We start from the raw sequence: 20,687 nt of genomic DNA, 5'->3' as shown, positions 1-20,687 counted from the left end.
CGCTCCACCTGAGACACTTCGAGTATCGGCTGGCCGGTATGCGTACCGACAGGGGTTGACAAGAAAGCGCGGAACCGTCAGCATCGCGGTTCGTGTTCCGGACAAGGCGTCCGCATGGTGTCTTCGCGACAGAACGCCTGAACCACCTGCCGACCAGTCGCCCTACGCTGGCGACATGTCTGACGACGTCGCTCCAGGAGAGACCGCGGGCACGGCGCCCCGGCTCTCCCGGACCGTCCGCGACGCGCTGCACTGGCTCCACGACCACGCGCAGGAGCGGATCGCCGTGCCGGACGTCGCCGCTGCGGTCAACATCTCCCCGCGCGGCCTCCAGAAGGCCTTCCACCGCGAGGTCGGCGTGAGCCCCGGGCAGTACCTCCGCGCGCTGCGGCTGGAGGGCGTCCGGCGCGACCTGCAGTCCGCCGACCCCGTCGACCGCCCGACGGTCGCCGAGGTCGCCCGGCGCTGGCACTTCAGCAACGCGGGTCGCATGGCCGCCGACTACCGCTCAGCGTTCGGCAGTGCTCCCTCCGCCGCCCTCCGGTACTTCGAGCCGGACGACGAGCCAGGCACACGGATCCCCTCGCTGGCCGACCCCGGCAGCGAGCAGCGCCGCTTCCGACTGGTGCTCGACGTCGAGATCGACGTGCAGGACCCCGACGCGACCCTGGCCAGCGCCCTGCACCGGGCCGAGCGCGAGATCGTCGCCTGGCAGGGCTACCGGCCCGACGGCGGGACCGAGGACCTGGTGGCGTTCGTCCTCAACGACGCCGTCCGCCGGGCACTGCACGACACCGACGGGCTGCGCCTCACCTCGGTGAACCCGCTCCTGCGCCTGCCCGAGGCCGACGGGTCCTACGTGCCGGTCGAGCTGCCCGCCTGGGGTCCGACCGCGCCGCCACCACCGCCGACACGCCGGACGACCGCAGGCGGCTCGCGGGTACCATCGGAAACCGATCAGGAGGACGCCGATGGATGACGCAGTGAAGCGCGCGTTCCGCGCCATCCGGTCACTCGACGTCCCCGACCGGGAGCTCAGCGAACCCGTCCGACAGGCCATGCCCATCGGTGGCGTCTCAGTGTCCTCGTTCGGCGTCATCGGCACGAACGAGACGATCTCCGCGTCCGACGACACCGCCTTCCGGGTCGATGAGATCCAGTTCGACCTGACCGAGGGCCCGTGCTGGACCGCGCTGCACCAACGCGCGCCCGTGCTCGAGGGCGACATCGTCCAACGCCCGAACGCGGACTGGCCCGCGTTCAACGAGGCCGTCCGCGACGAGGCCGTGCGCGCCGTCTTCGCGTTCCCGATCGTCTTCGGCCCGTTCCCCCTCGGCGCGGTGGACGTCTACGCGCCCGACCCGACCGACCTCGACCACGAACAGGTCGAGATCGCGGCCGCGCTCGCGACCGCGATGGGCCGCCGGGTGCTGCGCCGCGCGGTCCAGGCCATCGAGGATGAGGAGGCTTTGATCGACTCGTTCTCGCGCCGGGTCGTGCACCAGGCGACCGGTGTCGTCCTCGCGCAGCTCGACATCACCCCCGACGACGCCACGCTGCTCATCCAGGGCCACGCGTTCGCCCGGAAGACCTCGATGCACCAGGTCGCCGAGGAGATCATCAGCGGCGCCGTGCGGTTCGAGCGACACGGCGGTCTGATCGAGGACGTCCGATGACCGGCACGCCACGTGAGGCCCGGATCGTCGACACGTTCGCGACGCTCGCCGACACCCTCGTCGACTCCTACGACGTCGTCGAGCTCCTCCAGACCCTGGTCGAGACCTGCGTGGACGTGCTCGACATCGACGCCGCCGGCATCATGCTCGCGAACGCCTGGGGCGAGCTCGAGGTCATCGCGTCCACCTCGGAGACCAGCAGGCTGATGGAGGTCCTGCAGCTCGACGCCGAGGCCGGGCCCTGCATGACGACCTTCACCACCGGCCAGCCCGTCGCGTGCCCGGACATCGCGGACGCGCCAGCCGCGTGGGCGGCCTTCAGCGCCGGGGCCCTGGCGCTCGGCGTCCGGTCGGCGCACGCCGTGCCGCTGCGCCTCCGCGCCACCGTCATCGGCACGCTCAACCTGTTCGGGACCGCACCCGGCACCCTGTCCGACCCCGACCTCCGGATCGCCAGGGCCATGGCGGACGTGGCGACCATCGGCATCCTGCACGAGCGGACCCTCCGCGAGCACGAGGTCGTGCAGGCCCAGCTGCAGCGCGCCATCGGGTCCCGCGAGGTCATCGAGCAGGCCAAGGGCGTCGTCTCCCACGTCAGGAGCGTCTCCATCGAGGACGCCTTCGGCATCATCCGCGCCCACGCGGTCGCCACCGGCGAGCCCCTGTCCGACGTCGCGCAGGCGATCGTGAACCGCAGCCTGCGGCTCTGAATCGGCCACCTCTCGCTTGTTTCGTGTTGCATCGCATCGAGGTTTACATCTTCCACGTTCCTCGTGGCATGCGTCGGCGTGACTACGCCGGGTCTGTAAAGGACAGCGACGCCATCGATGCGGGCCTCCGCACGCAGCTCGAGGAAGCCGCGCGGGACAGTCGATGGCGTCCCCATTGCCGACGCCGTCAAGGCACCAAGACTGTGGGGTTCGACACTGCCGTTGGGGCACAGCACCTCGTCGACATGTGCTCGCGATGGGGCTTCGAGCACCGAGACACTGATGCCTTCGGGTGCTTTAGCCTTCCAATCGGCGCGGACTGTGACGGCGGGCCGTCTTCACCGTGTTCTGGCGTGACGGTATGTCCAAGGCGCACTTCTTGGCGGCCGACGCCGATGCCGTCCGCGGTGACCTCGACCGGTTCGCGGTGCTGCAGGAAGCGCGCCTCCCGCTCATCTGATCGGAGTCGTGGTCCCGTGACGGGCGTCCTCGACTCGACAGCCGGCCGGCAAGGAGGCGCAGCCGGGCGTCCCTTGTCTCTGGCAACCGCGGACAATCTAGTATACGATGTAGACATGCCAGTACCGAAACCGTCAGCAACCGCTACTCCTCGAACCCTTCTCCGCGACGTCGTCTACAGCCGGATGCTCAACGCGATCCAGGACGGGACACTCGAGCCCGGTGAGCGCCTCAACGACGAGCAGCTCACCGCCTGGCTTGGTGTCTCACGTACGCCGGTACGGGAAGCAATCGCGCGCCTCGAATCGGAGGGGCTCGTCGAGATGGCAGCCAACCGATACACCCGTATCGCCAGCCTCTCGGGTCCAGCGCACGACGAGGCTGCAGCACTCCTTGACGCGCTGCACGCGCGAGCGATTCAGTCCGCAGGCGCGGTACCGGCAAGCGCGAGACTTGCCGCCGCCACCACAGCCCGTGAGCTGCAGGGCGGCCTCGCAGCACACGATGTGGCAGCTTATCGTGCACTCCTCGAGGCCACCGGGACACTCGTGGCTACGATCGGCAACGCCCTCTACGCTGCGACCGAGCGAGCAGTCCGGGGACGCGTCATCTTCCACGCCGCCGCCGACGACGCTGTCATCGACTGGGACGGCGCAGCGAAGACCGCCACAGCGCTCGCCTCAGTCTGAGAACCCGCGGGCGGCCCTATGTCGCGGACTTTGACGCGACGCGGACTATCGCTTCATGCGACTGCTTGCGCCGTCAACGGCTGGTCAATCGAGGGCGGCCGCGGCGTTCCGGAGTTCCTGCAGGACCTCGAGCGCGTGGCGGGCGAGCCTGTCGTCGTCGTTCCGCTCGCCCTCTGACCAGCGGGCATACCCCTGCTTGAATGCGAGGACCCCCATCTCGCTGGCCAGGTGCGCCGTCGCCTCGGAGGCCCCGCGTTCGAGCAGCGCCGTCGTCATCGCGGCCGCCATGCCCACGTTCTTCAACGCGTCCCGTTCCTGCAGCTCACTGCTCGCGGCGACGGCGGCCTTGAGGCGCGGTCCGAGTTCACGGTTCTGAGGACCCATCTCACCGGAGGCCCGCTCCAACCCCGCCGCAACGGCCTCCAGCGGGCTGGCGCCAGCAGGCGCCCCGGTGATCCCCTCGGCGAGCAGGCGACTGAGGGTTTCCTGCCCGGCAACGAGGAGCTCGCGCTTGTCAGGGAAGTGCCGGAAGAAGGTGCTCTTCGTGACACCGGCGCGCTCGGCGATCTCGGTGACGGTCGTCGCGTCGTAGCCCTGCTCCGTGAACAGGTCGACGGCGGCGACGATGAGCCGATCCCGTGCTCCTGGTTCCCATCGCGCCATGGCTCCCATCCTACGCGATGGGACAAATGTCCCATCGCGGGTATAAAGTGACGGCACACCTGTCCCATCACTTGATTCGAGGAGTCCCCATGCACGTCTTCGTCACCGGCGGCACCGGCACGATCGGCACCGCCGTCGTCGCCGAGCTGCTCACCCACGGCCACACCGTCCTCGGGCTCGCCCGCTCGGACGCTTCCGCCGCTGCCCTCGCTGCCGCCGGCGCAGAACCACTGCGCGGTTCCCTCACCGATCTCGACGTCCTGCGCGATGCCGCCACCCGCGTCGACGGGGTCATCAGCCTCGCCTTCAGCCGCGACTACGGCAGCGCCGAGGCACTCGAGCAGGGGCTGACTGAGGAAAGCGACGCGATGGTGACCCTCGGAGCCGCGCTGATCGGCTCGGACAAGCCGCTCGTCACAGTGTCGGGCACGCCGTGGGTGGCCGGGCGTGCCTCGACCGAGTCCGACCCGCTACCGACCGACGGCCCGGTCGCGAGCCGCGCGATCGCCGTGACGGACCTGCTCGCACTGTCGTCGCAGGGCGTCCGGACCTCCGCCGTCCGGATGCCCCGCACAGTCCACGAGGACGGGCAGGGCGGCTTCGCTGGACTCCTCACCGACGCTGCCCGACGGTCCGGGATCGCCGGCTACCCGGGCGACGGCGAGCAGCGCTGGCCCGCCGTGCACGCTCGGGACGCCGCTGCGCTGTTCCGGCTCGCGCTCGAGTCCGCACCCGGCGGCACCGTCTGGCACGCAGTCGCCGACGAGGGTGACCGAGTCATCGACATCGCCACGGTCGTGGGTCGGCGCCTCGGACTGCCGGTCCAGTCCGTGCCGGATGACACCTTCGGCCCGTTCGGACCGGTCTTCGCCATGGACCAGCCGTCCTCCAGCACGCAAACCCGGAAGGAACTTGGGTGGGAGCCGTCGCACCCGTCCCTGCTCGAGGACCTCGAAGCGCTCCAGCCCTGACCGGGTGCCGCCGACACGACGGATGGATCACATCACCGTGCAGTGACGTGATCCATCCGTCGAACAGGGGCACCGAAGGGTGCTGCCCTCCGCCGCTCGTCGTGGTCGGCGTCTCAACTCAAATTTCACGCAACGCTGTGGTCATGACGATGCTGTCGTACGTCTTGCCTGGGAAGCGCACTGTGTCTCGACGCTCGAAGCCCCATCGCGAGTACATGTCGACGAGGTGCTGTGCCGGAGCGGCAGTGTCGAGCCCCACAGTCTTGGTGCCCTCGCTCAGTGCCCAGTCGCACGCGGCTGCGAAGAGCGTCCGCGCGACCGCTCGCCCGCGGAGTTCTGGCCCCACAGCAATCTGACAGAGCCATCCCGTGGAGGGGCTTCGAGCATGAACGGAGAGGGACTGGATGTCGTCGGGCGGGGGAACTGACATCGTCATCGTCGCAGCGATCCGGCCTTCGAACTCGATGACCCAGCAAGCCCCTTCCGCGACCCGGCGACGGGTCGTTTCGATATCCTGCGTCGCTGCCGTGAAGTTCAGCCCTTGGTCTTGCAACTCTCGGTACGCCTGATGCAACAGCGCCGTGAGCTCTTCAGCATCGGTGCTTCGGTACCGGCGTGGCTCGAGTTCGGTGGACACCTCCGCATCGTAGGTGGCGAACTGCCACGACGACGACGCCTCGCTCAGCCCAGCGGCAGAGCGCGCAGCGGAGCTGGCTTCACTGCACCTGCAGGAACGGCCCGCCGTACTCACGGAGTGTGCTGATCCGACCCTCGTCGAAGGTGATGACAGCGATGTACCAGCGTCGCTGACGGCCCGGCATGTCCGTTCGGCGGAGGATCGGCTACCGAGACGTGAGCTGAGACGGTGGCTCAGGTGAGCGTTGGTCCGAACCAGAGCAGGACCGGACCCAGGGCGAGCAGGATCGCGCTGAAGGCCAGGACCAACTCGTTGCGGCTGCTGCCGCCCGCCTTCAGGGAACTACCCGCCAGTGCCAGAGCAGTCCACGCGCCGGCCCACGGTCCCGCGGCGAGCAGGAACACGATCGGATACAGGAACAGACTGCCTTCGCTTCCGGTCAGCAGCACAGGCACCCATAGGGTCACCCAGAGGATCGCAAAGCCCGCGGCTGAACACACCAGCAGCACCCGTGCTGCGGTGTACCGCCCCGCGCCGGGCGGCTCGGACTGAACAGTCGATGCCACCACGCGATGCTACCCAGACCGGCCCGGTACGCCATCCCCTACCGGGCGCCTCAGCCGCTCGGCTTGCTCCGCGATTTCAGCGCGCCGTCCGAGCACGCCGTACCCAGTCAGTTTGAGTGCGCGGGTGTCGGCAGCTGTGCGAGGCGTCGCTGCATCTCTTCCCGCATCCACTGCTGGCGGCGCTCGCGCCACGTCCCCCTGAGAAGTACTCCGGTCACGAGCACGGCAAGGCCGATGCCGTAGACGGTCCAGGAGAGCCAACCGCGCTGGTTTACCGCGACCATCAGAAACCAAACAGTCTCGATGACGAGCCCGACGTAGATAGCTACCCAGGCCCACCTGCGGAGCTTCTTCCTCGGTGGTGCGAGCGCTTCCAGCGCCAGCGGGAGTGCGAGCTGGTCGAATACCGACTGCAGCGTGGTCTGCTCCAGGCTGCCCGGTCGCGCTGACTGAACTGCGTTCCCGTACCGCTCGAGGCGGCGCCAGCGCCCGGTGTCTTGGTAGGCGACCCAGGCCGCGCCAAAGATCGAGACCAAGAGCGCGAGAGCAGCAATGAGATTGCCCACTGCTTCATCCATCTTCGGGTGCAACGCCGGAAGCCAGGGCCGCGTCCTCAGCGGGCTCACGGAGCGCTTGAGTGAGCTCAGCCTCCGTGGGAAGAGCGGCCTGCACGGATGGTGGCAGCAGGTCGTAGCTGGCGACACCGATCGGGGTTTGGTGTGCGCCGAGCGAGTAACGAACAACGGCGTCATTTTTGTCCGCGACCAGGAGAAGGCCGACGGTGTCGGCGTGCTGGGTGCGGCGGAGCTTGTCGTCGACGAGCGCGACGTAGAAGCCGAGCTGGCCGAGGTACTCGGGTTTGAACTTCCCGGTCTTGAGCTCGATGACCACGTACCGAAGCTGTTCCACGTGGAAGAACAGCAGGTCGACGTAGAAGTCATCTCCGTCGACGTCGAAGTGCACCTGCCGACCGACGAACGCGAACCCCTCCCCGAGCTCGCGGAGGGTGTCGATGATCCGGTCGACGAGTGCCTGCTCGAGGTGGCGTTCCTTCGCGTCGCCATCGAGCGCGAGGAAGTCCAGCACGTACGGGTCTTTCGTCAACTGCTGCGCCAGATCCGAATCTCCTGGCGGAAGCACCTCGGCAAAGTTCGTCGGCGCTGCCTGCAGCCGCGTATGTGCAGCGGACCGGATCTGGTGCTCGAGCACGTTCCTCGACCAACCACGCGCGGCCGCCTGGCGGGCGTACCAGTCACGAAGGTCGTGGTCATCGAGCCGGTCCAGGAGGACGGTGATGTGCCCCCAGGGCAGTTGTCCAACAGGCTGTTGGACAATCGCGTCCACCGGCCACTCCCCCGCGAATCGGCGCATGTAGAACAGGTTCGCGCGCGAGAACCCCTTCATCTCCGGGAACTCAGCCCGGAGATCCGTTGCGAGGCGGCCGATGACGTTGCTGCCCCATCCCTCGTCACCTTGGCGCTGCAGGATCGTTGCGCCGATCCCCCAGTAGAGGCGAACAAGTTCCGTGTTCACGCGGCGCTGCGCTATGAACCGGGCCGCGCGTACTTGCTGCTTCAACTCAGCAAGGGCAGTGGCGTACCCGGACACGGCTGGCGAGGAATCAGACATCATGGTCAAGTCTGCCCGATCGCATCATCATCGAGAACTACCTGAAGAGCTTCCCTTGGGGCGAATATGCCACAGTAGAGGCGACCAACGAGCGAAAGGCGACCTCCACCATGGCGCAGAAAGTCACCACGCACCTTGTCGACGACCTCACCGGCGACACCATCGACGACGGCAAGGGCCAGACCGTCACGTTCGGTTTCGATGGCTCCGCCTACGAAATCGACCTGACTGACGACAACGCGGAAGCACTCCGCGAAGCGTTCTCCGACTACATCGCCGCCGCCCGGAAGGTCAGCGGGCGTTCCGGCCGCACCAGCGGCGGCAGTGCACCCAAGCGCGGCAACGCCGAGGAGCTCGGAAAGATCCGCGAATGGGCCGCCGCGAACGGCCACGAGGTGTCCTCCCGTGGCCGCATCAGCCAGACCGTCCGCGACGCGTACGACGCCGCACACTGACACCACTCCCCCACGCGCAACAACGGCCGATCACCCCACAGAGTGACCGGCCGTTACCGTCTGCGCCGATAGCGGTCTCTTATGTCAGGAAGTCAACGCTGGCTCTCAGCCTCACGATTTGGCGTCCCCTTGGGCTCGCGCATTGCAAGCCAGGAACGGTACATCGGATGCACCTGAAATCGGGTAATACTTGGCATGTTTAAGCTGCCGACCTGGTAGGGGCCCAGGTATGTACTGCCGCTTCGCGCCTGCCCCTTGATGCCGCCCACGGCTTGCGCCTTGAGGAACCCGACGCGCCACAGCACGTCGATTAGTTCATCAGGGCCGAAACCTTCGAGCCAATTGAGCTGACTTGAGGACGGCCTATTTCGAAGAATAATCTCCAGACAGAGGAGTTCGAGCTCCTCTCTGTCAAACGTGTAAGTCTGGCCGCGAAATTCTTCAAAAATCACGAGAAGTTCAGGGTACTGGAACCTATATTCCGCAGCAATGTCCTGCGCTCGGTCCTCGGAATAGGTGTGCTCCGCTTTGACAATTGTCGCGTAGTCGAGGGGAGCATCTCGCTCCTCGTCGGTAGCTTGCCCGATGACCTGACTGCAAAATTGAATAATCTCACGCGGTCGATACAGGGTGCGGTCCACGAGGTAGTTGAATGAATTGTTACGCCTGTATGTCAGGGTCTCGGCAAACAGGGCGTTCCACAGGTCATCATCCGACATGCCCGCAACCTCGGTCGCATCATCGAAGGATTTGCCCTGTAGTAGGGCAACTCGGATGCGTCGGGCGACCAGGCGCTTGAGCCCGGCTTCGTCCCACCTGATCGTCTCAGTGAGGTCCCTCACCTTCTGGGCATCCTCATAAAGAGCGGGGATGTTCTCGTAGAGCTCCTGCCGAAGACTCATGTAGAGACGCATATTCGTCGACACGGAATTGAGCGCCTGGCAGGCCTGGAAGAGCCCTGCTACGAAAGCCTTTGCATCCTCACTTTCGTCCCACCCCTTGTCAAGCTCATCGACAAGAATGATGACCCGCTGCCGTTGCAGAACTTCCTGCAGGTCAGGAAGAAGCAATACTAACTCTTCGAGCTTGTAAAGTTTTTGCAGCTCTCGCGTCTTCAGCCCGCCTTCATACTTGCCAATCTTGACGCCCTCCAATCGCTTTAGATACGAAATGAGCGCGGAGAGCTTGTCGTGCTGGCCGCCTTGATGGTGGTCACGAACGTACTTCGAAATGCGTCCGAGCGCGGACCCACGAGCAGGCTTACCCCCATCTTTTGTCACTTCTTTCATGACGAGGACGTAAAGAAGGTATTTCCAAGCCGCCGCGTACGCGCTTTGTTTTTGCCAAGAACCTTCCTGCTCTGTTGCCATTGTCTCGCGCAACAGTTCATAGGAGTAGTCTTCGGGTGAAAGTTCAATAACCGAGGTGAGAGGCTTTTTCCGCTCGGTCCTAGCAATGAACTGAAAAATGGCACTTTTACCCACGCCGCGGTTACCGATCACAATGCGCTTGTTACCTTCGGCAACTCGGCGGAACGCATCGCTTTCAATAAAATAGTCCTGCAGGCCGGCGTCTCGCTCAGCAGCAGGCGAGCCCAGTTCCATCTGGCGTAGATCCACATCGACCACGTCGGGTCCCCCTTGTATCTGTTTCGCTCAGGTTAGTACAAGGCGAGCGGAACTCAGCGACCCTCGTGAAGGGGTTGTCTACCAGGATCGCCCTCTGATGCTGTTCTGGGATATAGCTCAGCGCCGCACGGCGATCCTCGGTTGAGCGTGTGGCGTTGGGGTCGTTCTGGGCGTTGCCGCAGCAGGTCTGCCCGCGGTCTACGACTGGTGCAACGATCGCCATGCTGTCCAGAACGGGCCTGGGTGGGCGCAGGCATCGTCGATGCCGGCTGGGAGCGCTGGCGGAGCAGTGGGTTGTTTGGGTACATGAGTCCCCGATCCTGTTGGCCCCTTGCACCTATCGTCGTAGCGCTGGGTGTCCTGCTCGCTGGCTGCAGCAGTACCAGCACCCCCGCACCAACGTCCACCCGCACAGTCACAGCGACGGCCACGGCGACGAGAAGTGCAGCAGCAACCCCAACCTCTTCGGCCGTTGCGCCGAGCTCCGGGTCCACCGGGACCGGGGCCGAAGGTGCCGCTCCGAACCAGAACGCCGCCGCGTGCACCACAGCGCACCTCAGCGGTGCGTTCGCTGGAGCCACTGCCGGCGCAAGCAACGTTGAAGAAGAACTCCAACTCACCAACACCGGCAGCACCGACTGCACCCTCCAGGGCTGGCCCGGCGTCTCCCTCGTCGGCAAGGGCAACGGAACCCAGATCGGCGCCGCCGCTGATCTTGACCGCACCACCCCCCACGCGACCGTGGCACTGAAGCCGGGAACAACTGCGGTCGCACGGTTCCACATCGTCCAAGCGGACGCCTTCGACGCCAGCGCCTGCAAGCCCGCGACCGGCGACGGCTTCCGGGTGTACCCACCCGGATCAAAGACGAGCATCTTCATCGCCGCCTCAGGCGTCCGCAACTGCACCGTCGGACACGAGAACGTCTTCACCGTCGGCGCGTTCCACTAACCGAAACACTCGACCGAAACCACGTGACCGCACCACGCGTCACCCGAGCGTGGTGCGGTCAGATCCTCTCGCTACTCGACGGCACCACCACGATCTGAGGCGTCAGCCAACGCGGTGTCAGCGACCAACGGCACAGCCGCGGGCATGTCACGCTGGTCCCCTTGCGCCTGATGGCGGTACAGCGTCGCCCGCGACCAACCCACCAGGTTCGCGGCGTCTGCTGCGGTGTGGCCGGCGGCGCGCGCCTCGGCGACGATCGCAAGCTTCCGGGCGACCACGTCCGGGTTCACCGGCGGCCGACCGAACCGGGTACCCGCAGCTCGGGCGACGGCGATGCCGGCGTTGACGCGTTCGACGATGAGCTCACGCTCGTACTCCGCCAACGTCGCCATCAGGTTCAACATCAGCCGCCCCGTCGACGTTGCCGGGTCGATCCCATCCGACACACTCCGGACGCCGATGCCGCGCTCCCCCAGCATCGTCACCGTCGTCAACACATCCACTAGGGAACGGCCAAGGCGGTCTACCCGCCACACCACCACCGTGTCCCCGGCGCCGGCATACTCGAGCAACCGCGCCATCCCAGGACGGGATGCAGCCTCCTTCCGCCCCGAAGTGACGTCGGCGTGGATGTCTCGCTTGTCAACACCGGCCTCTACGAGAGCCTCGATCTGCAGCTGCGCATCCTGCGTTCCGGTACTGATCCGGGTGTATCCGAGAAGCCTCACCCGATCAGAGTCTCAGCAACCCAGTCCGACGATGGTCGAGACAGGACCCACGTCGAGACGACTTTCTGAGACACTGGCTGAGCCCGGAACTCCGAAAGTTGCAGACCATAACGGCAGCCTGTTGTCAGTGCCTCGGAAACCTATAGTTTCTTGAGACGACGCGGTGTTGCGTTTGTCGCACCCCCACCGGGTTTTGCGGGCCACCTATACGGGAATCTTCAGGTCAAGCAAGACACAGTCAAGTTGTCGTGGTTGTCGCAACCGGCCGTGTATCGGTGGACGACCGGCTAACGGGACGTGTTCGGCCTCGGTCACCGCTGATCGATCGGCAGCCGAGCCAGGGCAGACAGCCGGCGAAGCCGTAACCTTCCTGTCGTGCTCATCGTGATCCGCGGCGCCTCTGGCTCTGGCAAGTCGACCCTGGCGGCGCAGCTGCAACAGGAGTTGGGCTGGCCCACCGCGGTGCTTGGACAAGATCACTTTCGGCGGACGATATACAAGGAGCGCCAGGACGCCGGTCACGCTGACGGCATGGAGCACGCGGCGCTTCTCGAGGTCGCAGCGAAACATTGCCTCTCGGCTGGCCAGGACGTCGTCCTGGAGGGGATCTTCCAGTCCGACCGCTACGCAACGATGCTGGAACGCATTTCGAGCACATCGACCGCCGCTTGCTTCTACGCCTTCAACCTCTCGTTCGAGGAGACCCTACGACGGCATGCGGGGCGTTCGCTGGCGTCCGAGGTCAGCCCGGATCAAATGCGTGAGTGGTACCTCGGATGGGACCCGCTCCCGTTCGTGACGGAGCAGCCGATTCTGCCGGGTGAAGAGCTAGCCGCAGTCACCAAACGAATTCTCCACGGCCGCTAGAGGATCGACTACCGGACGAGTTCAGGACTTTGTCGCGTCGGCTGGTTAGTCAGGACCATCCGCAACGAACTCGAGGCTCACGAAGTCCAGCAGCGATCGTGACACGACCGCAGTGAACACCCGTCCGTCCGGAAGCGGCGCTCCGAGACCGATCACGAAGGGGCCGGTGTCGATCATCACACCGGTGTCCAGGACTGCGCCGTCCACGATCACGCCTGCGGGCTGCACCGCGGCACGCCGCACCAGGGGCTTCCACGGTTCCTCGGTGGGATCCCCGAGCCCGTACTCGACCCGGAACGAGTTGTGGAGGATGTAGTCGACATGAGCGGTAAGGAGCGCCGAGACGTCAAGTACAGCTTCGCTGTTCTCGATTCCTGGTGCCCAATGCGTCTGCACCGCTTCCCACAGCATCGGGTACTGCGCGCGGTCGCGCATCTGCACGATCCACGCTGGAAGGTCATCCGGGGTCGCTGACGCCTGCATGCGCCGCAGATCGTCGTCGACTGGGCGGAAGTTGACGGGGTCGTGACGGTCGTCTGGGTTCTGCCAGACCGTGTAGGAGCGCGACAGAGTCACGGACTGTGTCACGGCTTCACCAGGCATGCCCTGCTCGGACGTCTGCAAACCGGAGATTCCCCAGTCCTCCAGACGCCGCTGCGGCGTCAGACCCGCAGCGCGGATACCGAAGGCGCGCGCCTGAGCTCGCAGCTCCTCCAGCGGATCCGGCCGATCAGCAGGCGACTCACCTCGGAAGTACATCGGAGCCCGCCCCATGCTCTTGTCCTCACTCTGATCACCCACGTGAGCAACGCAACCGCTGCCATCTCGTGACGATAGCTCGGCCGCTACGAGGCCACCAGTGGCTCCTCCCACGGCGCGACCACCAGACGTTGACCGGCGACCGATCGGCTACCGGGCGGCCTGAGGAGGGCTGCCGGGGAAGAGCTACCGCTGGAGGTCTCTACGGCCAATCGCTCCACCGAAGTGACCTCACTGGTGAGGCAAGAGAGACCGCAGCGCTGAGGACGAACAGTGCGCCGCCGAGTCCGATACCAGTGGCACGCCAGTCAGTCTCTGGTGAGAACACCGGCCGACCCGACCCATCGTCGAACTCGCACGCAACGCCGAGAGGGACGCCCGTACGGTGAGCGGTCCGCGGCCCGTCAGGCGGGTACCCGTCCGGAGCTCGCCGCTCCTGGCACGCCGCCGCACCTACACCATGATGAATCCCAGGAGACCATCGTCTACCGGGCAGCGCTGAGCGGTACCCCTCCTCGCCTCGGGACGAGTCACATTGGTGCGCCGGCTGGTCAGCAGCAGGCGCAGGTGTCGACCTCCCGCTCACCGGTGAGCGCTGACACGGGCTGCTTGCACGCGTCGCCACGCCATGCTTCGAGTCCTTCACGGACGGCGAAGACGACCACGACGAGCCCTGCGACCGGGTCCGCCCAGGTCCATCCGAAGAAGGTGCTGAGGAGGAGACCGATGAGGACGGCGGCAGAGAGGTAGCTGCACACCAGGGTCTGCTTCGAGTCCGCGATCGCCGATGCTGAAACGAGCTCCTTGCCGGTGTGGCGTTCCAGGAGGCTGAGGAACGGCATGACCGCCAGGCTGACGGCCGCGAGGATGATGCCGACCGCACTGTGCTCCGGCTCGCGGATACCGGTGAGGGCCAGGACGGCGTCGACGGTGACGTAGAGGGCGAGGCCGAAGAACGACACCGCGATGACCTTCAGCGCCGTGCGTTCGCGCGCTTCTGGGTCGCGGCCGGCGAACTGCCAGGCCACCGCGGCGGCGGAGAGCACCTCCACGATGGAGTCCAGACCGAACCCGACCAGCGCGGTCGAGGAGGCAATGGTCCCGGCGCTGATCGCCACGATCGCTTCGATGACGTTGTAGCTAATCGTCGCTGCGACGATCCACCTGACACGGCGCTGCAACGACAGCCGTCGAGCGGTGCTGAGCGGCGTGCCGAGCTCGATCGCGGCGCTCATGCGCCGACTCCACAGCAGAGCGGGACATCGCAGTCGACGTCGGTGCACTCGGCTCCGTCATCGACGGCGACGACGACGTCGACGAGTGCTTCGAGTGCGCGGGTGAGGTGGGGATCAGCGATCTCGTACCGGGTGCTGCGACCTTCCGGGGACGCGACGACGATGCCACACCCGCGCAGGCACGCAAGGTGGTTCGACACGTTCGTCCGCGTCAGCCCGAGTTCGTCCGCCAGCCGTGCCGGGTAGCCCGGACCCTCGAGAAGTCGCAGCAGGATCCGCGCCCGAGTCGGATCAGCAAGGGCTCGACCCAGACGGTTCATGACGTCCAACCGCGGTGCGATAGTCAGCATGCAGTGACTATACAGTCAGCGGTGACGTCACGTCACGGTAGGGGATCCCCTACCGGAACGACCCAAAAGCGACCGAGGTGGCGTTCGGGAGCCCACCGGCTATCGGACGTGTCGAAGCCGCCCCCGTGGATCAGATCGAGCGGCGGTGGCGGCGTGTGAGGAGTCGGCGGATGGCCGCCTGCTTCCAGATGAACATACCGGTGATGACAGCGGCGGGGATGACGACGACCTGCAGGAAGAGCCGCAGAGGTTCGGCGAACGTGGGTGGGGCGTAGATGAAGAGCCCCAGGAGCCCTCCGGCGATGAGGTGGATCGTGCGGGCTGCGGTGCGCTTGGTCTGCGGAGCGGCGGAGCGTCCGTTCACGGTCGACTTGGTGTTGTTTTTCGACATGGGGTGTCCGTTCCGGGGTGGGGCGGTGGTCAGCGGGGCAGTGCGGCGAGGACCGCGATTGCGACCGCCGCAGTGAGGAGTGCGGCGTTGAGTCCGAGGACGCGGGCTTCTCCGCGCTGGAGGTGGAGGGCTGTGCCGCCGAGCTGGATAAGAGCGAGTCCGATCGCCGCAGCGACGGCGAGGTTGGGGGCGATTCCGGTGAGCGGTGGGAGGACGATGCCGAGAGCGCCGGCGACCTCGAGCCCGCCGATGGTTCGGAGGGCGGGCGTCGGGATCGTGTCGACCCAGGCCATCATCGGGCGGAGCTGTTCCTTCGTGCTGAAGAGCTTGATGCCGCCTGAGTAGAGGTAGAACAGGGCCAGTAGTGCTGCGACGATCCAGTAGGCGATGGTCATGGTCGGCTCCGGTTCGAGGTGGAGGGGGAAGCTACGCGGCAAGGCCCGCGGCGCGGAGCAGGGTCGGGAGTACCGGGACACCGAACACGGCACCGAACTCCCCGACGGAACCGATCGAGAGCACGGACCCGACGGATCCGATTGAGAACAGCGAGCCGAACGAGAACGCGGACCCGAACGAGAACGCGGACCCAAACGACGCGGCGCTGAACGCAGACCCGAACGACGCTGCCGATGCGGCTGAGCCGGCGCTGGCAGCCGACGCGATGGACCCACGCGATGCCGCGGAGGCGATCGATCGGACGCTGCCCCGGGAGGCGATGGAACGAGTGGTGGTGATGATGGTCATGACTGAGCCTTTCGGTTGGTTGACGGTGTCAAGCAACACCAGTCTGCCCGAGGTGATTGACAGTGTCAACTCGTGGGCGAAAATCTCTGGTGGCTTACGCGGCTGCTACTTGGGGTGCGGCACCAGTGGTCTCGGCCACGGTCGACGCAGGGAGCGCACGCTCCGCTGTGGGGACGGTGCGGCCGGGTAGGAGCAGAGCGAGCAGGGCGGCGGCGGCCACCACTGCGGCGCCGACGATGATCGCGGGTTGCGCTGCGGTGGTGAACCCGGTCGGCGTGAGGGTGCCGCCGGCGCCGGTGAACACTGCGGTGAGGACGGCGACACCCAGGGCGACGCCGATCTCTCGGATTGTGGAGTTCGCGCCGGATGCCTTGCCGTGGTCGGCGTCGGTGGTGTTCTGGAGGACGGCGGTGGAGAGTGGCGCGAAGACCAGCCCCATCCCGACGCCGGCTGCGATGTACCCGGGCAGCTGGGTGAGGTAGGTGACGTCGGCTGTGAGAGTGGCGCCGAGCCAGCCGATTCCGAGGGCCAGGAAGGCGAGGCCGGCGACGATGAGGGTGCGGGTACCGACGCGAGGAGCCATGAGCCCGGCGATCGGGGCGAGGAACATCGGGGCGAGGGTCCAGGGCATCGTCATCAGGCCGGCGACGAGTGCGGTATGGCCCTGCACGATCTGCAGGAACTGGGTGAGCAGGAACACGGATCCGAATGTGCCGAAGCTGAACACGAGGCCGATGACGTTCGCAGCACTGAACGACCGGATCCCGAACAGCCGCAGGGGCAGCAACGGGGACGCCGTACGGGACTCCCACATGACGAACACGACCAGCAGGGCGACACCGGCAATCAGGGCAGCCAGCACCTCGGCACTGGTCCACCCCGCGTCATTGCCGCGGACTACGCCGTAGACGGTGCTGACGATGCCCACGGAGGCGAGAACGACCCCCAGCACATCCGAGCGGACTCGCGCGCCGACGCTGTTGGGCAGCGCGAGCAGCGCCAGCGGAACGGCCAGGACGGCGATGGGGACGTTGACCCAGAAAATCGCGTTCCAACTCAGGGTGGTGACGAGTGCGCCACCGACGACGGGGCCGAGTGCGATACCCAACCCGCTGATGCCGCCCCAGATCCCGATCGCGAGAGGGCGGGTCCGAGCTGGCACCGCGCCGGCGAGCAACGTCAGTGACAGCGGCAGGACCGCCGCGGCGCCGATGCCCTGCACCGCACGGGCCAGGATCAGCGCCCCGATCGTGGTGCTGAGTCCTCCAGCCGCCGACGCCGCGGCGAAGACGATGATGCCGGACACGAACAGGGTCCGACGCCCGTACCGGTCTCCGAGGCCGACCGCGAAGAGCATCAGTGCCGCGAACGAGAGCGTGTACGCGTTCGTCACCCACTGCAGCTGCTCGAGACTCGCCCCGAGCGCGTCGTGGATCGCGGGCAGCGCGGTCGTGACGACCAGGTTGTCCAGCGTGGCCATGAACATCGGCACACTGGCCGCAGCGATGGCAAGTGGGACCGGGATACGTCGTGCGGTCATCAGGACCTCCGGGGGTTGACGGTGTCAAGCAGTGGGTTGACTATCCCCCAGACGCTTGTCACTGTCAAGCGTTCGACGTCACGCGAATTGACACTGTCAACCTTGTCGGTTCAGACTGGGGATATGACTGACACCGCCACCACATCTGGGTCCGTCCGTGAATCGCTTCTGGAGGCTGCGCGCATCGAGTTGATCGAGCACGGGCGCGCGTCGATCAGCTTGCGCGCCGTCGCTCGACGAGCTGAGGTGTCCCACGCTTCGCCGAAGTACTTTTTCCGCGATAAAGCCGGCATGCTGACGGTACTGGCGACGGAGGGGTTCCGTGCACTCACCAGCTCTCTGCGCGCGGTGCGGCAGGGTGCGACTCCCCAGCCGCTCGCCGCGGTCGGACACGCGTACATCGACTTCGGCCTGCAGAACGCAGCACTGTTCGACCTCATGTTCAGCCCTAGCGACCTCCATGCGGACGATCCGGAGCTCCTGCAGGCACAGCACAATGCAATCGGTGAGCTGACGAGTGCGGTGACCGAGATCACGGGTGAGGGCCCCGTGACCTCTTACGGCAGACCGCAGATGTCATTGATCAGCTGGGCGCTCGCGCACGGGCTCGTGGTCCTCGCGCGCGACGGCGCCCTGCAGGCAGCGACCGGCGCGGACTCATTCGACGCCACGGCTCAGATCGCGAAGGAACTGACCGAGGTGTTCGACGCCCGCATCACGACCAGCGACTGACTTCTGGCCAATCTCAAAATTTGCACTTGACACCGTAAAGCAGGCGGAGCCATACTTGCTTCAGTGCTTGACACCGTCAAGCCCCGAGGGAAGGGCACCACATGTACTCCGCCGTCATCAAGCGAATCGCCATCCGGAACTTCCAGCGCGTCAACGCCGGCGACTACGAAGCCGTCCTCGCTGGCTGCACCCCGGACATCCACCACCGCTTCGGCGGACACCACACCATCGGTGGCGAACGGCACGACGTCGACGCCCTCCGCGCCTGGTTCCAGCGACTCGGCCGCGTCGCCCCCGACCTCACTCTCACCATCCGCGACATCTGGGTCAAGGGCGGCCCCTGGAACACCCACATCATCATCCGCTGGGACAACGCCGAGACGCTTCCCGACGGCTCCAGCTTCGCCAACCACGGCGTCCACATCGTCCAAATGAAGTGGGGAAAAGTCGTCGACATCGACGCGAACGAAGACTCCCAGGCCGTGGCGGAATCCATGCCCATCCGAGCCGCCCACGGCATCGACGAGGCCCTCGCCGCGCCGATCGAAAGCTGAACATCCCCGTAACAGTGGCCCATTACATCCAGCGACAGGCCACCCGCTGTCAAGGGGCAGCCCGGTGCGAGCCCGGTGTAGCGTCCCGGCATGGCTGCGAACCGAGAGAGAAGCCGCAGGGCAGAGTCGACGGAACTCGTCGTCTCGCTCTCAGCTTCCGCAGAATTCGTCGTCCTCGCGATTGTGGCGCTGTCTGTGAAGGCGAGTGGGTTGCTCGACGGCTGCATGCTCATGTTGGCAGCGGTAGCTACGTGGCGAAGCGTCGCCCGGTGGCGATCCAAGTCCGAGTCCCGATAAACCGATCCTTCAGTGAGGCGTAGCAGTGTTGCGCCGAGCCTGACGGCGATGTGTACGGCGGTCGTATCTGCGGTGAGCTCGCTGGTGTCGAGCCACCAGCCGCGGTCTCCGAAGTCGCGACGCATCGACTGGTCGGCCAGCCCGATTGCCACCACTTGAGCGCAGATACCGTGGAGCGGTGTCGAACATAGGACGCCATGGCGCGGACAGCGGACAGCATGGTCACCGGCTCAATGACGATCTACCTCGACGCCGGTACGACGCTGCAGCCGATGCGTACGCACCTCGACGCGGTCGAGGACCTGACGGTCGTCACCAACGACTGCCAGCCGTGTAAGCGAACACCGCACGGCGGATCACCTCCATGACTGTCTGCCGTGTGCACTGCGGTCAGTAGTTGGCGCGACCGGGATGAACGCGCGCTGCTTCTCCCGTTGGATCCGTTCGCGTTGCCGCTACGGGTTGCGACTGTCGGAGCGTTCTTCGTGCTCGTCGTCACTGCTGATCCGGTAGACGTCACGCCGCATGCGCGTGAAGCGGCCTGGGTTGCTGAAGCCCCACTTCTCTGCGACGGCCTTGATGGTCCTGGTCGGGTCTTCCAGGAGTTCCCGATGCGCTTCGGTGAGCCTGGCGCGGCGGAGGTAGGCGATCGGGGTGGTGTCGAGGTGCCGTCGGAAGCCGGCGTGGAGGCCTCGGGGTGACACGCGGGCCGCTGCCGCGACGTCCTCCATGGTGATCGCGTCGGCCAGGTGTGAGTCCATGTACGCGACTGCGCGGCGGACGGTCGCTGCGCCGGACCCGGTGCCGGGTGGGAGGCGCGTGATCACTTCGAACGGCAGCGCAGACGTCGCCACGGCGAGCAGGTAGTCGAAGGCGGCGGTGCGGATGAGGTCGTTCTCGAAGGCTGAGTCGACCCGGACCACGCTCTGGTGGACGTGCGACACGGCTTGGACCCACAAGGCCGCGTGTTCCGGTCGGGGATGGTGTCCCTGCAACCGGAGGACGCCAGTGTCGGCGCCGCTTGCGCGCACCGCTCGGCGGAGGATCGATGCCTCCGGCAGGTTGACGACGAGGAGCTCGGACTCGTCGTACACGGCGACCGTCTCCTCTTGTCCGAACACGACCCCACCGATGTTCTCGCCGTCTCCGTGGACGGTCCGGAGTCCACCGCTGAGGAGCATCGCCGAGGTGAACACGCCTTGCGGTTCGACGGTCACCTGTGCATGGAAACCCATTGTCAGGCGTGCGACGGTGAGCTGCTCGTCGCCTCGGATGTCGGCCTGGAAACGGACGTGGGCGCGCGGCGGGTCGAACCGCACCCTCGGGTACATCTGCCCGAGCGCAGCTGCCACGGCGTCGATGTCGTCCGTGTCGTGCTGCAACACCATGGTGGTCATCGGGCTCACCTGCTCGCTCTCGGGTCCTCTGTCGACCAACTCACGCTAGACCTGTCACA

The 20,687-nt window shown here is 66.2% G+C and carries 26 protein-coding genes; 11 read left to right on the top strand and 15 right to left on the bottom strand.

What is annotated here, in order from left to right; translation table 11 throughout:
• The first annotated feature begins 175 nt into the window (after positions 1 to 175).
• The 4 genes from BIU98_RS07915 (at position 176) to BIU98_RS18470 (ending at position 3,534) form a co-directional block, all read left to right on the top strand.
• Positions 176 to 979 carry a helix-turn-helix transcriptional regulator gene (locus BIU98_RS07915; protein ID WP_071274435.1) on the top strand — a complete coding sequence of 268 codons (804 nt, stop codon included), beginning with the start codon at positions 176 to 178 and terminating at the stop codon, positions 977 to 979.
• Complete coding sequence (locus BIU98_RS07910; protein WP_071274432.1) at positions 972 to 1,676, top strand: GAF and ANTAR domain-containing protein; 705 nt, start codon at positions 972 to 974, stop codon at positions 1,674 to 1,676. Before BIU98_RS07915 ends, BIU98_RS07910 begins: the two co-directional genes overlap by 8 nt.
• Positions 1,673 to 2,386, top strand: coding sequence for a GAF and ANTAR domain-containing protein (locus tag BIU98_RS07905; RefSeq protein ID WP_071274429.1), 714 nt, complete (start codon positions 1,673 to 1,675; stop codon positions 2,384 to 2,386). The genes BIU98_RS07910 and BIU98_RS07905 overlap by 4 nt, the downstream gene beginning before the upstream one ends.
• A gap of 575 nt (positions 2,387 to 2,961) precedes the next feature.
• Positions 2,962 to 3,534 carry a GntR family transcriptional regulator gene (locus BIU98_RS18470; RefSeq protein ID WP_083393095.1) on the top strand — a complete coding sequence of 191 codons (573 nt, stop codon included), beginning with the start codon at positions 2,962 to 2,964 and terminating at the stop codon, positions 3,532 to 3,534.
• Positions 3,535 to 3,618: 84 nt separating this feature from the next.
• Here the strand turns inward: BIU98_RS18470 and BIU98_RS07900 are convergent, their stop codons facing one another.
• Positions 3,619 to 4,197: a TetR/AcrR family transcriptional regulator gene (locus tag BIU98_RS07900; RefSeq protein ID WP_071274426.1), complete on the bottom strand. Its 579-nt coding sequence runs from the start codon at positions 4,195 to 4,197 to the stop codon at positions 3,619 to 3,621.
• A gap of 89 nt (positions 4,198 to 4,286) precedes the next feature.
• Here BIU98_RS07900 and BIU98_RS07895 point away from each other — a divergent pair, with 89 nt between their 5' ends.
• Positions 4,287 to 5,168 (top strand): NAD-dependent epimerase/dehydratase family protein, encoded by an 882-nt coding sequence (locus BIU98_RS07895; protein ID WP_071274423.1) that lies wholly within the window; start codon positions 4,287 to 4,289, stop codon positions 5,166 to 5,168.
• Positions 5,169 to 5,286: 118 nt separating this feature from the next.
• On the opposite strand, the gene BIU98_RS07890 is transcribed toward BIU98_RS07895, so the two are convergent.
• The 4 genes from BIU98_RS07890 to BIU98_RS07875 all read right to left on the bottom strand — a co-directional run bounded on the left by BIU98_RS07890 (position 5,287) and on the right by BIU98_RS07875 (position 8,000).
• Entirely contained in the window at positions 5,287 to 5,805 is a 519-nt protein-coding gene (locus BIU98_RS07890) for a GNAT family N-acetyltransferase (protein WP_071274418.1), read from the bottom strand.
• Between the two features lie 233 nt (positions 5,806 to 6,038).
• Positions 6,039 to 6,371, bottom strand: coding sequence for a hypothetical protein (locus BIU98_RS07885; protein WP_139200627.1), 333 nt, complete (start codon positions 6,369 to 6,371; stop codon positions 6,039 to 6,041).
• A gap of 107 nt (positions 6,372 to 6,478) precedes the next feature.
• Positions 6,479 to 6,937: a hypothetical protein gene (locus tag BIU98_RS07880; protein WP_071274412.1), complete on the bottom strand. Its 459-nt coding sequence runs from the start codon at positions 6,935 to 6,937 to the stop codon at positions 6,479 to 6,481.
• Positions 6,938 to 6,941: 4 nt separating this feature from the next.
• The gene (locus BIU98_RS07875; RefSeq protein ID WP_071274607.1) at positions 6,942 to 8,000 is read right to left on the bottom strand and encodes a YhcG family protein; all 1,059 of its coding nucleotides are present in this window, start codon (positions 7,998 to 8,000) and stop codon (positions 6,942 to 6,944) included.
• A 110-nt stretch (positions 8,001 to 8,110) separates the two neighbouring features.
• Between BIU98_RS07875 and BIU98_RS07870 the strand changes: the two genes are divergently transcribed.
• A complete protein-coding gene (locus BIU98_RS07870) occupies positions 8,111 to 8,455 on the top strand; it encodes an Lsr2 family protein (protein WP_071274409.1) in 345 nt (114 codons plus the stop codon).
• Positions 8,456 to 8,547: 92 nt separating this feature from the next.
• Here the strand turns inward: BIU98_RS07870 and BIU98_RS07865 are convergent, their stop codons facing one another.
• The gene (locus tag BIU98_RS07865) at positions 8,548 to 10,083 is read right to left on the bottom strand and encodes a hypothetical protein (protein WP_217635679.1); all 1,536 of its coding nucleotides are present in this window, start codon (positions 10,081 to 10,083) and stop codon (positions 8,548 to 8,550) included.
• 306 nt (positions 10,084 to 10,389) lie between these two features.
• Between BIU98_RS07865 and BIU98_RS07860 the strand changes: the two genes are divergently transcribed.
• Complete coding sequence (locus BIU98_RS07860; RefSeq protein WP_071274601.1) at positions 10,390 to 11,034, top strand: DUF4232 domain-containing protein; 645 nt, start codon at positions 10,390 to 10,392, stop codon at positions 11,032 to 11,034.
• A gap of 71 nt (positions 11,035 to 11,105) precedes the next feature.
• Here the strand turns inward: BIU98_RS07860 and BIU98_RS07855 are convergent, their stop codons facing one another.
• Entirely contained in the window at positions 11,106 to 11,762 is a 657-nt protein-coding gene (locus tag BIU98_RS07855) for a recombinase family protein (RefSeq protein WP_083393093.1), read from the bottom strand.
• Between the two features lie 324 nt (positions 11,763 to 12,086).
• Here BIU98_RS07855 and BIU98_RS07850 point away from each other — a divergent pair, with 324 nt between their 5' ends.
• Positions 12,087 to 12,629 carry an AAA family ATPase gene (locus tag BIU98_RS07850; RefSeq protein WP_083393092.1) on the top strand — a complete coding sequence of 181 codons (543 nt, stop codon included), beginning with the start codon at positions 12,087 to 12,089 and terminating at the stop codon, positions 12,627 to 12,629.
• Positions 12,630 to 12,674: 45 nt separating this feature from the next.
• Here the strand turns inward: BIU98_RS07850 and BIU98_RS07845 are convergent, their stop codons facing one another.
• The 7 genes from BIU98_RS07845 to BIU98_RS07815 form a co-directional block, all read right to left on the bottom strand.
• A complete protein-coding gene (locus tag BIU98_RS07845) occupies positions 12,675 to 13,430 on the bottom strand; it encodes a hypothetical protein (RefSeq protein WP_071274403.1) in 756 nt (251 codons plus the stop codon).
• A gap of 509 nt (positions 13,431 to 13,939) precedes the next feature.
• Positions 13,940 to 14,623, bottom strand: a complete 684-nt coding sequence (locus BIU98_RS07840; RefSeq protein WP_071274400.1) for a cation diffusion facilitator family transporter — start codon at positions 14,621 to 14,623, stop codon at positions 13,940 to 13,942.
• A complete protein-coding gene (locus tag BIU98_RS07835) occupies positions 14,620 to 14,973 on the bottom strand; it encodes a helix-turn-helix transcriptional regulator (protein ID WP_071274397.1) in 354 nt (117 codons plus the stop codon). Before BIU98_RS07835 ends, BIU98_RS07840 begins: the two co-directional genes overlap by 4 nt.
• A gap of 130 nt (positions 14,974 to 15,103) precedes the next feature.
• The gene (locus tag BIU98_RS07830; protein WP_071274394.1) at positions 15,104 to 15,364 is read right to left on the bottom strand and encodes a hypothetical protein; all 261 of its coding nucleotides are present in this window, start codon (positions 15,362 to 15,364) and stop codon (positions 15,104 to 15,106) included.
• A gap of 29 nt (positions 15,365 to 15,393) precedes the next feature.
• Complete coding sequence (locus BIU98_RS07825; RefSeq protein WP_071274391.1) at positions 15,394 to 15,759, bottom strand: DoxX family protein; 366 nt, start codon at positions 15,757 to 15,759, stop codon at positions 15,394 to 15,396.
• Between the two features lie 31 nt (positions 15,760 to 15,790).
• On the bottom strand, positions 15,791 to 16,108 hold the full coding sequence (locus tag BIU98_RS07820; RefSeq protein ID WP_071274389.1) for a hypothetical protein: 318 nt from the start codon (positions 16,106 to 16,108) through the stop codon (positions 15,791 to 15,793).
• 94 nt (positions 16,109 to 16,202) lie between these two features.
• Positions 16,203 to 17,648, bottom strand: a complete 1,446-nt coding sequence (locus tag BIU98_RS07815) for a DHA2 family efflux MFS transporter permease subunit (protein ID WP_071274386.1) — start codon at positions 17,646 to 17,648, stop codon at positions 16,203 to 16,205.
• Between the two features lie 123 nt (positions 17,649 to 17,771).
• On the opposite strand from BIU98_RS07815, the gene BIU98_RS07810 reads away from it, so the two are divergent.
• From BIU98_RS07810 to BIU98_RS18465, 3 genes are all read left to right on the top strand, one after another.
• Positions 17,772 to 18,380, top strand: coding sequence for a TetR/AcrR family transcriptional regulator (locus BIU98_RS07810; protein ID WP_071274383.1), 609 nt, complete (start codon positions 17,772 to 17,774; stop codon positions 18,378 to 18,380).
• 101 nt (positions 18,381 to 18,481) lie between these two features.
• A complete protein-coding gene (locus tag BIU98_RS07805) occupies positions 18,482 to 18,934 on the top strand; it encodes a nuclear transport factor 2 family protein (protein ID WP_071274380.1) in 453 nt (150 codons plus the stop codon).
• A gap of 494 nt (positions 18,935 to 19,428) precedes the next feature.
• Positions 19,429 to 19,599, top strand: a complete 171-nt coding sequence (locus BIU98_RS18465; protein WP_083393091.1) for a hypothetical protein — start codon at positions 19,429 to 19,431, stop codon at positions 19,597 to 19,599.
• Between the two features lie 87 nt (positions 19,600 to 19,686).
• On the opposite strand, the gene BIU98_RS07800 is transcribed toward BIU98_RS18465, so the two are convergent.
• Complete coding sequence (locus BIU98_RS07800) at positions 19,687 to 20,628, bottom strand: helix-turn-helix transcriptional regulator (protein ID WP_071274377.1); 942 nt, start codon at positions 20,626 to 20,628, stop codon at positions 19,687 to 19,689.
• Between the last annotated feature and the right edge of the window lie 59 nt (positions 20,629 to 20,687).

The sequence above is a fragment of the Curtobacterium sp. MMLR14_010 genome, assembly GCF_001865015.1.
In the GTDB taxonomy this organism is placed as follows: Bacteria; Actinomycetota; Actinomycetes; order Actinomycetales; family Microbacteriaceae; genus Curtobacterium.
The sequence above is the reverse complement of the archived record's forward strand: the minus strand, read 5'-3'. Positions and strand labels throughout refer to the sequence as shown.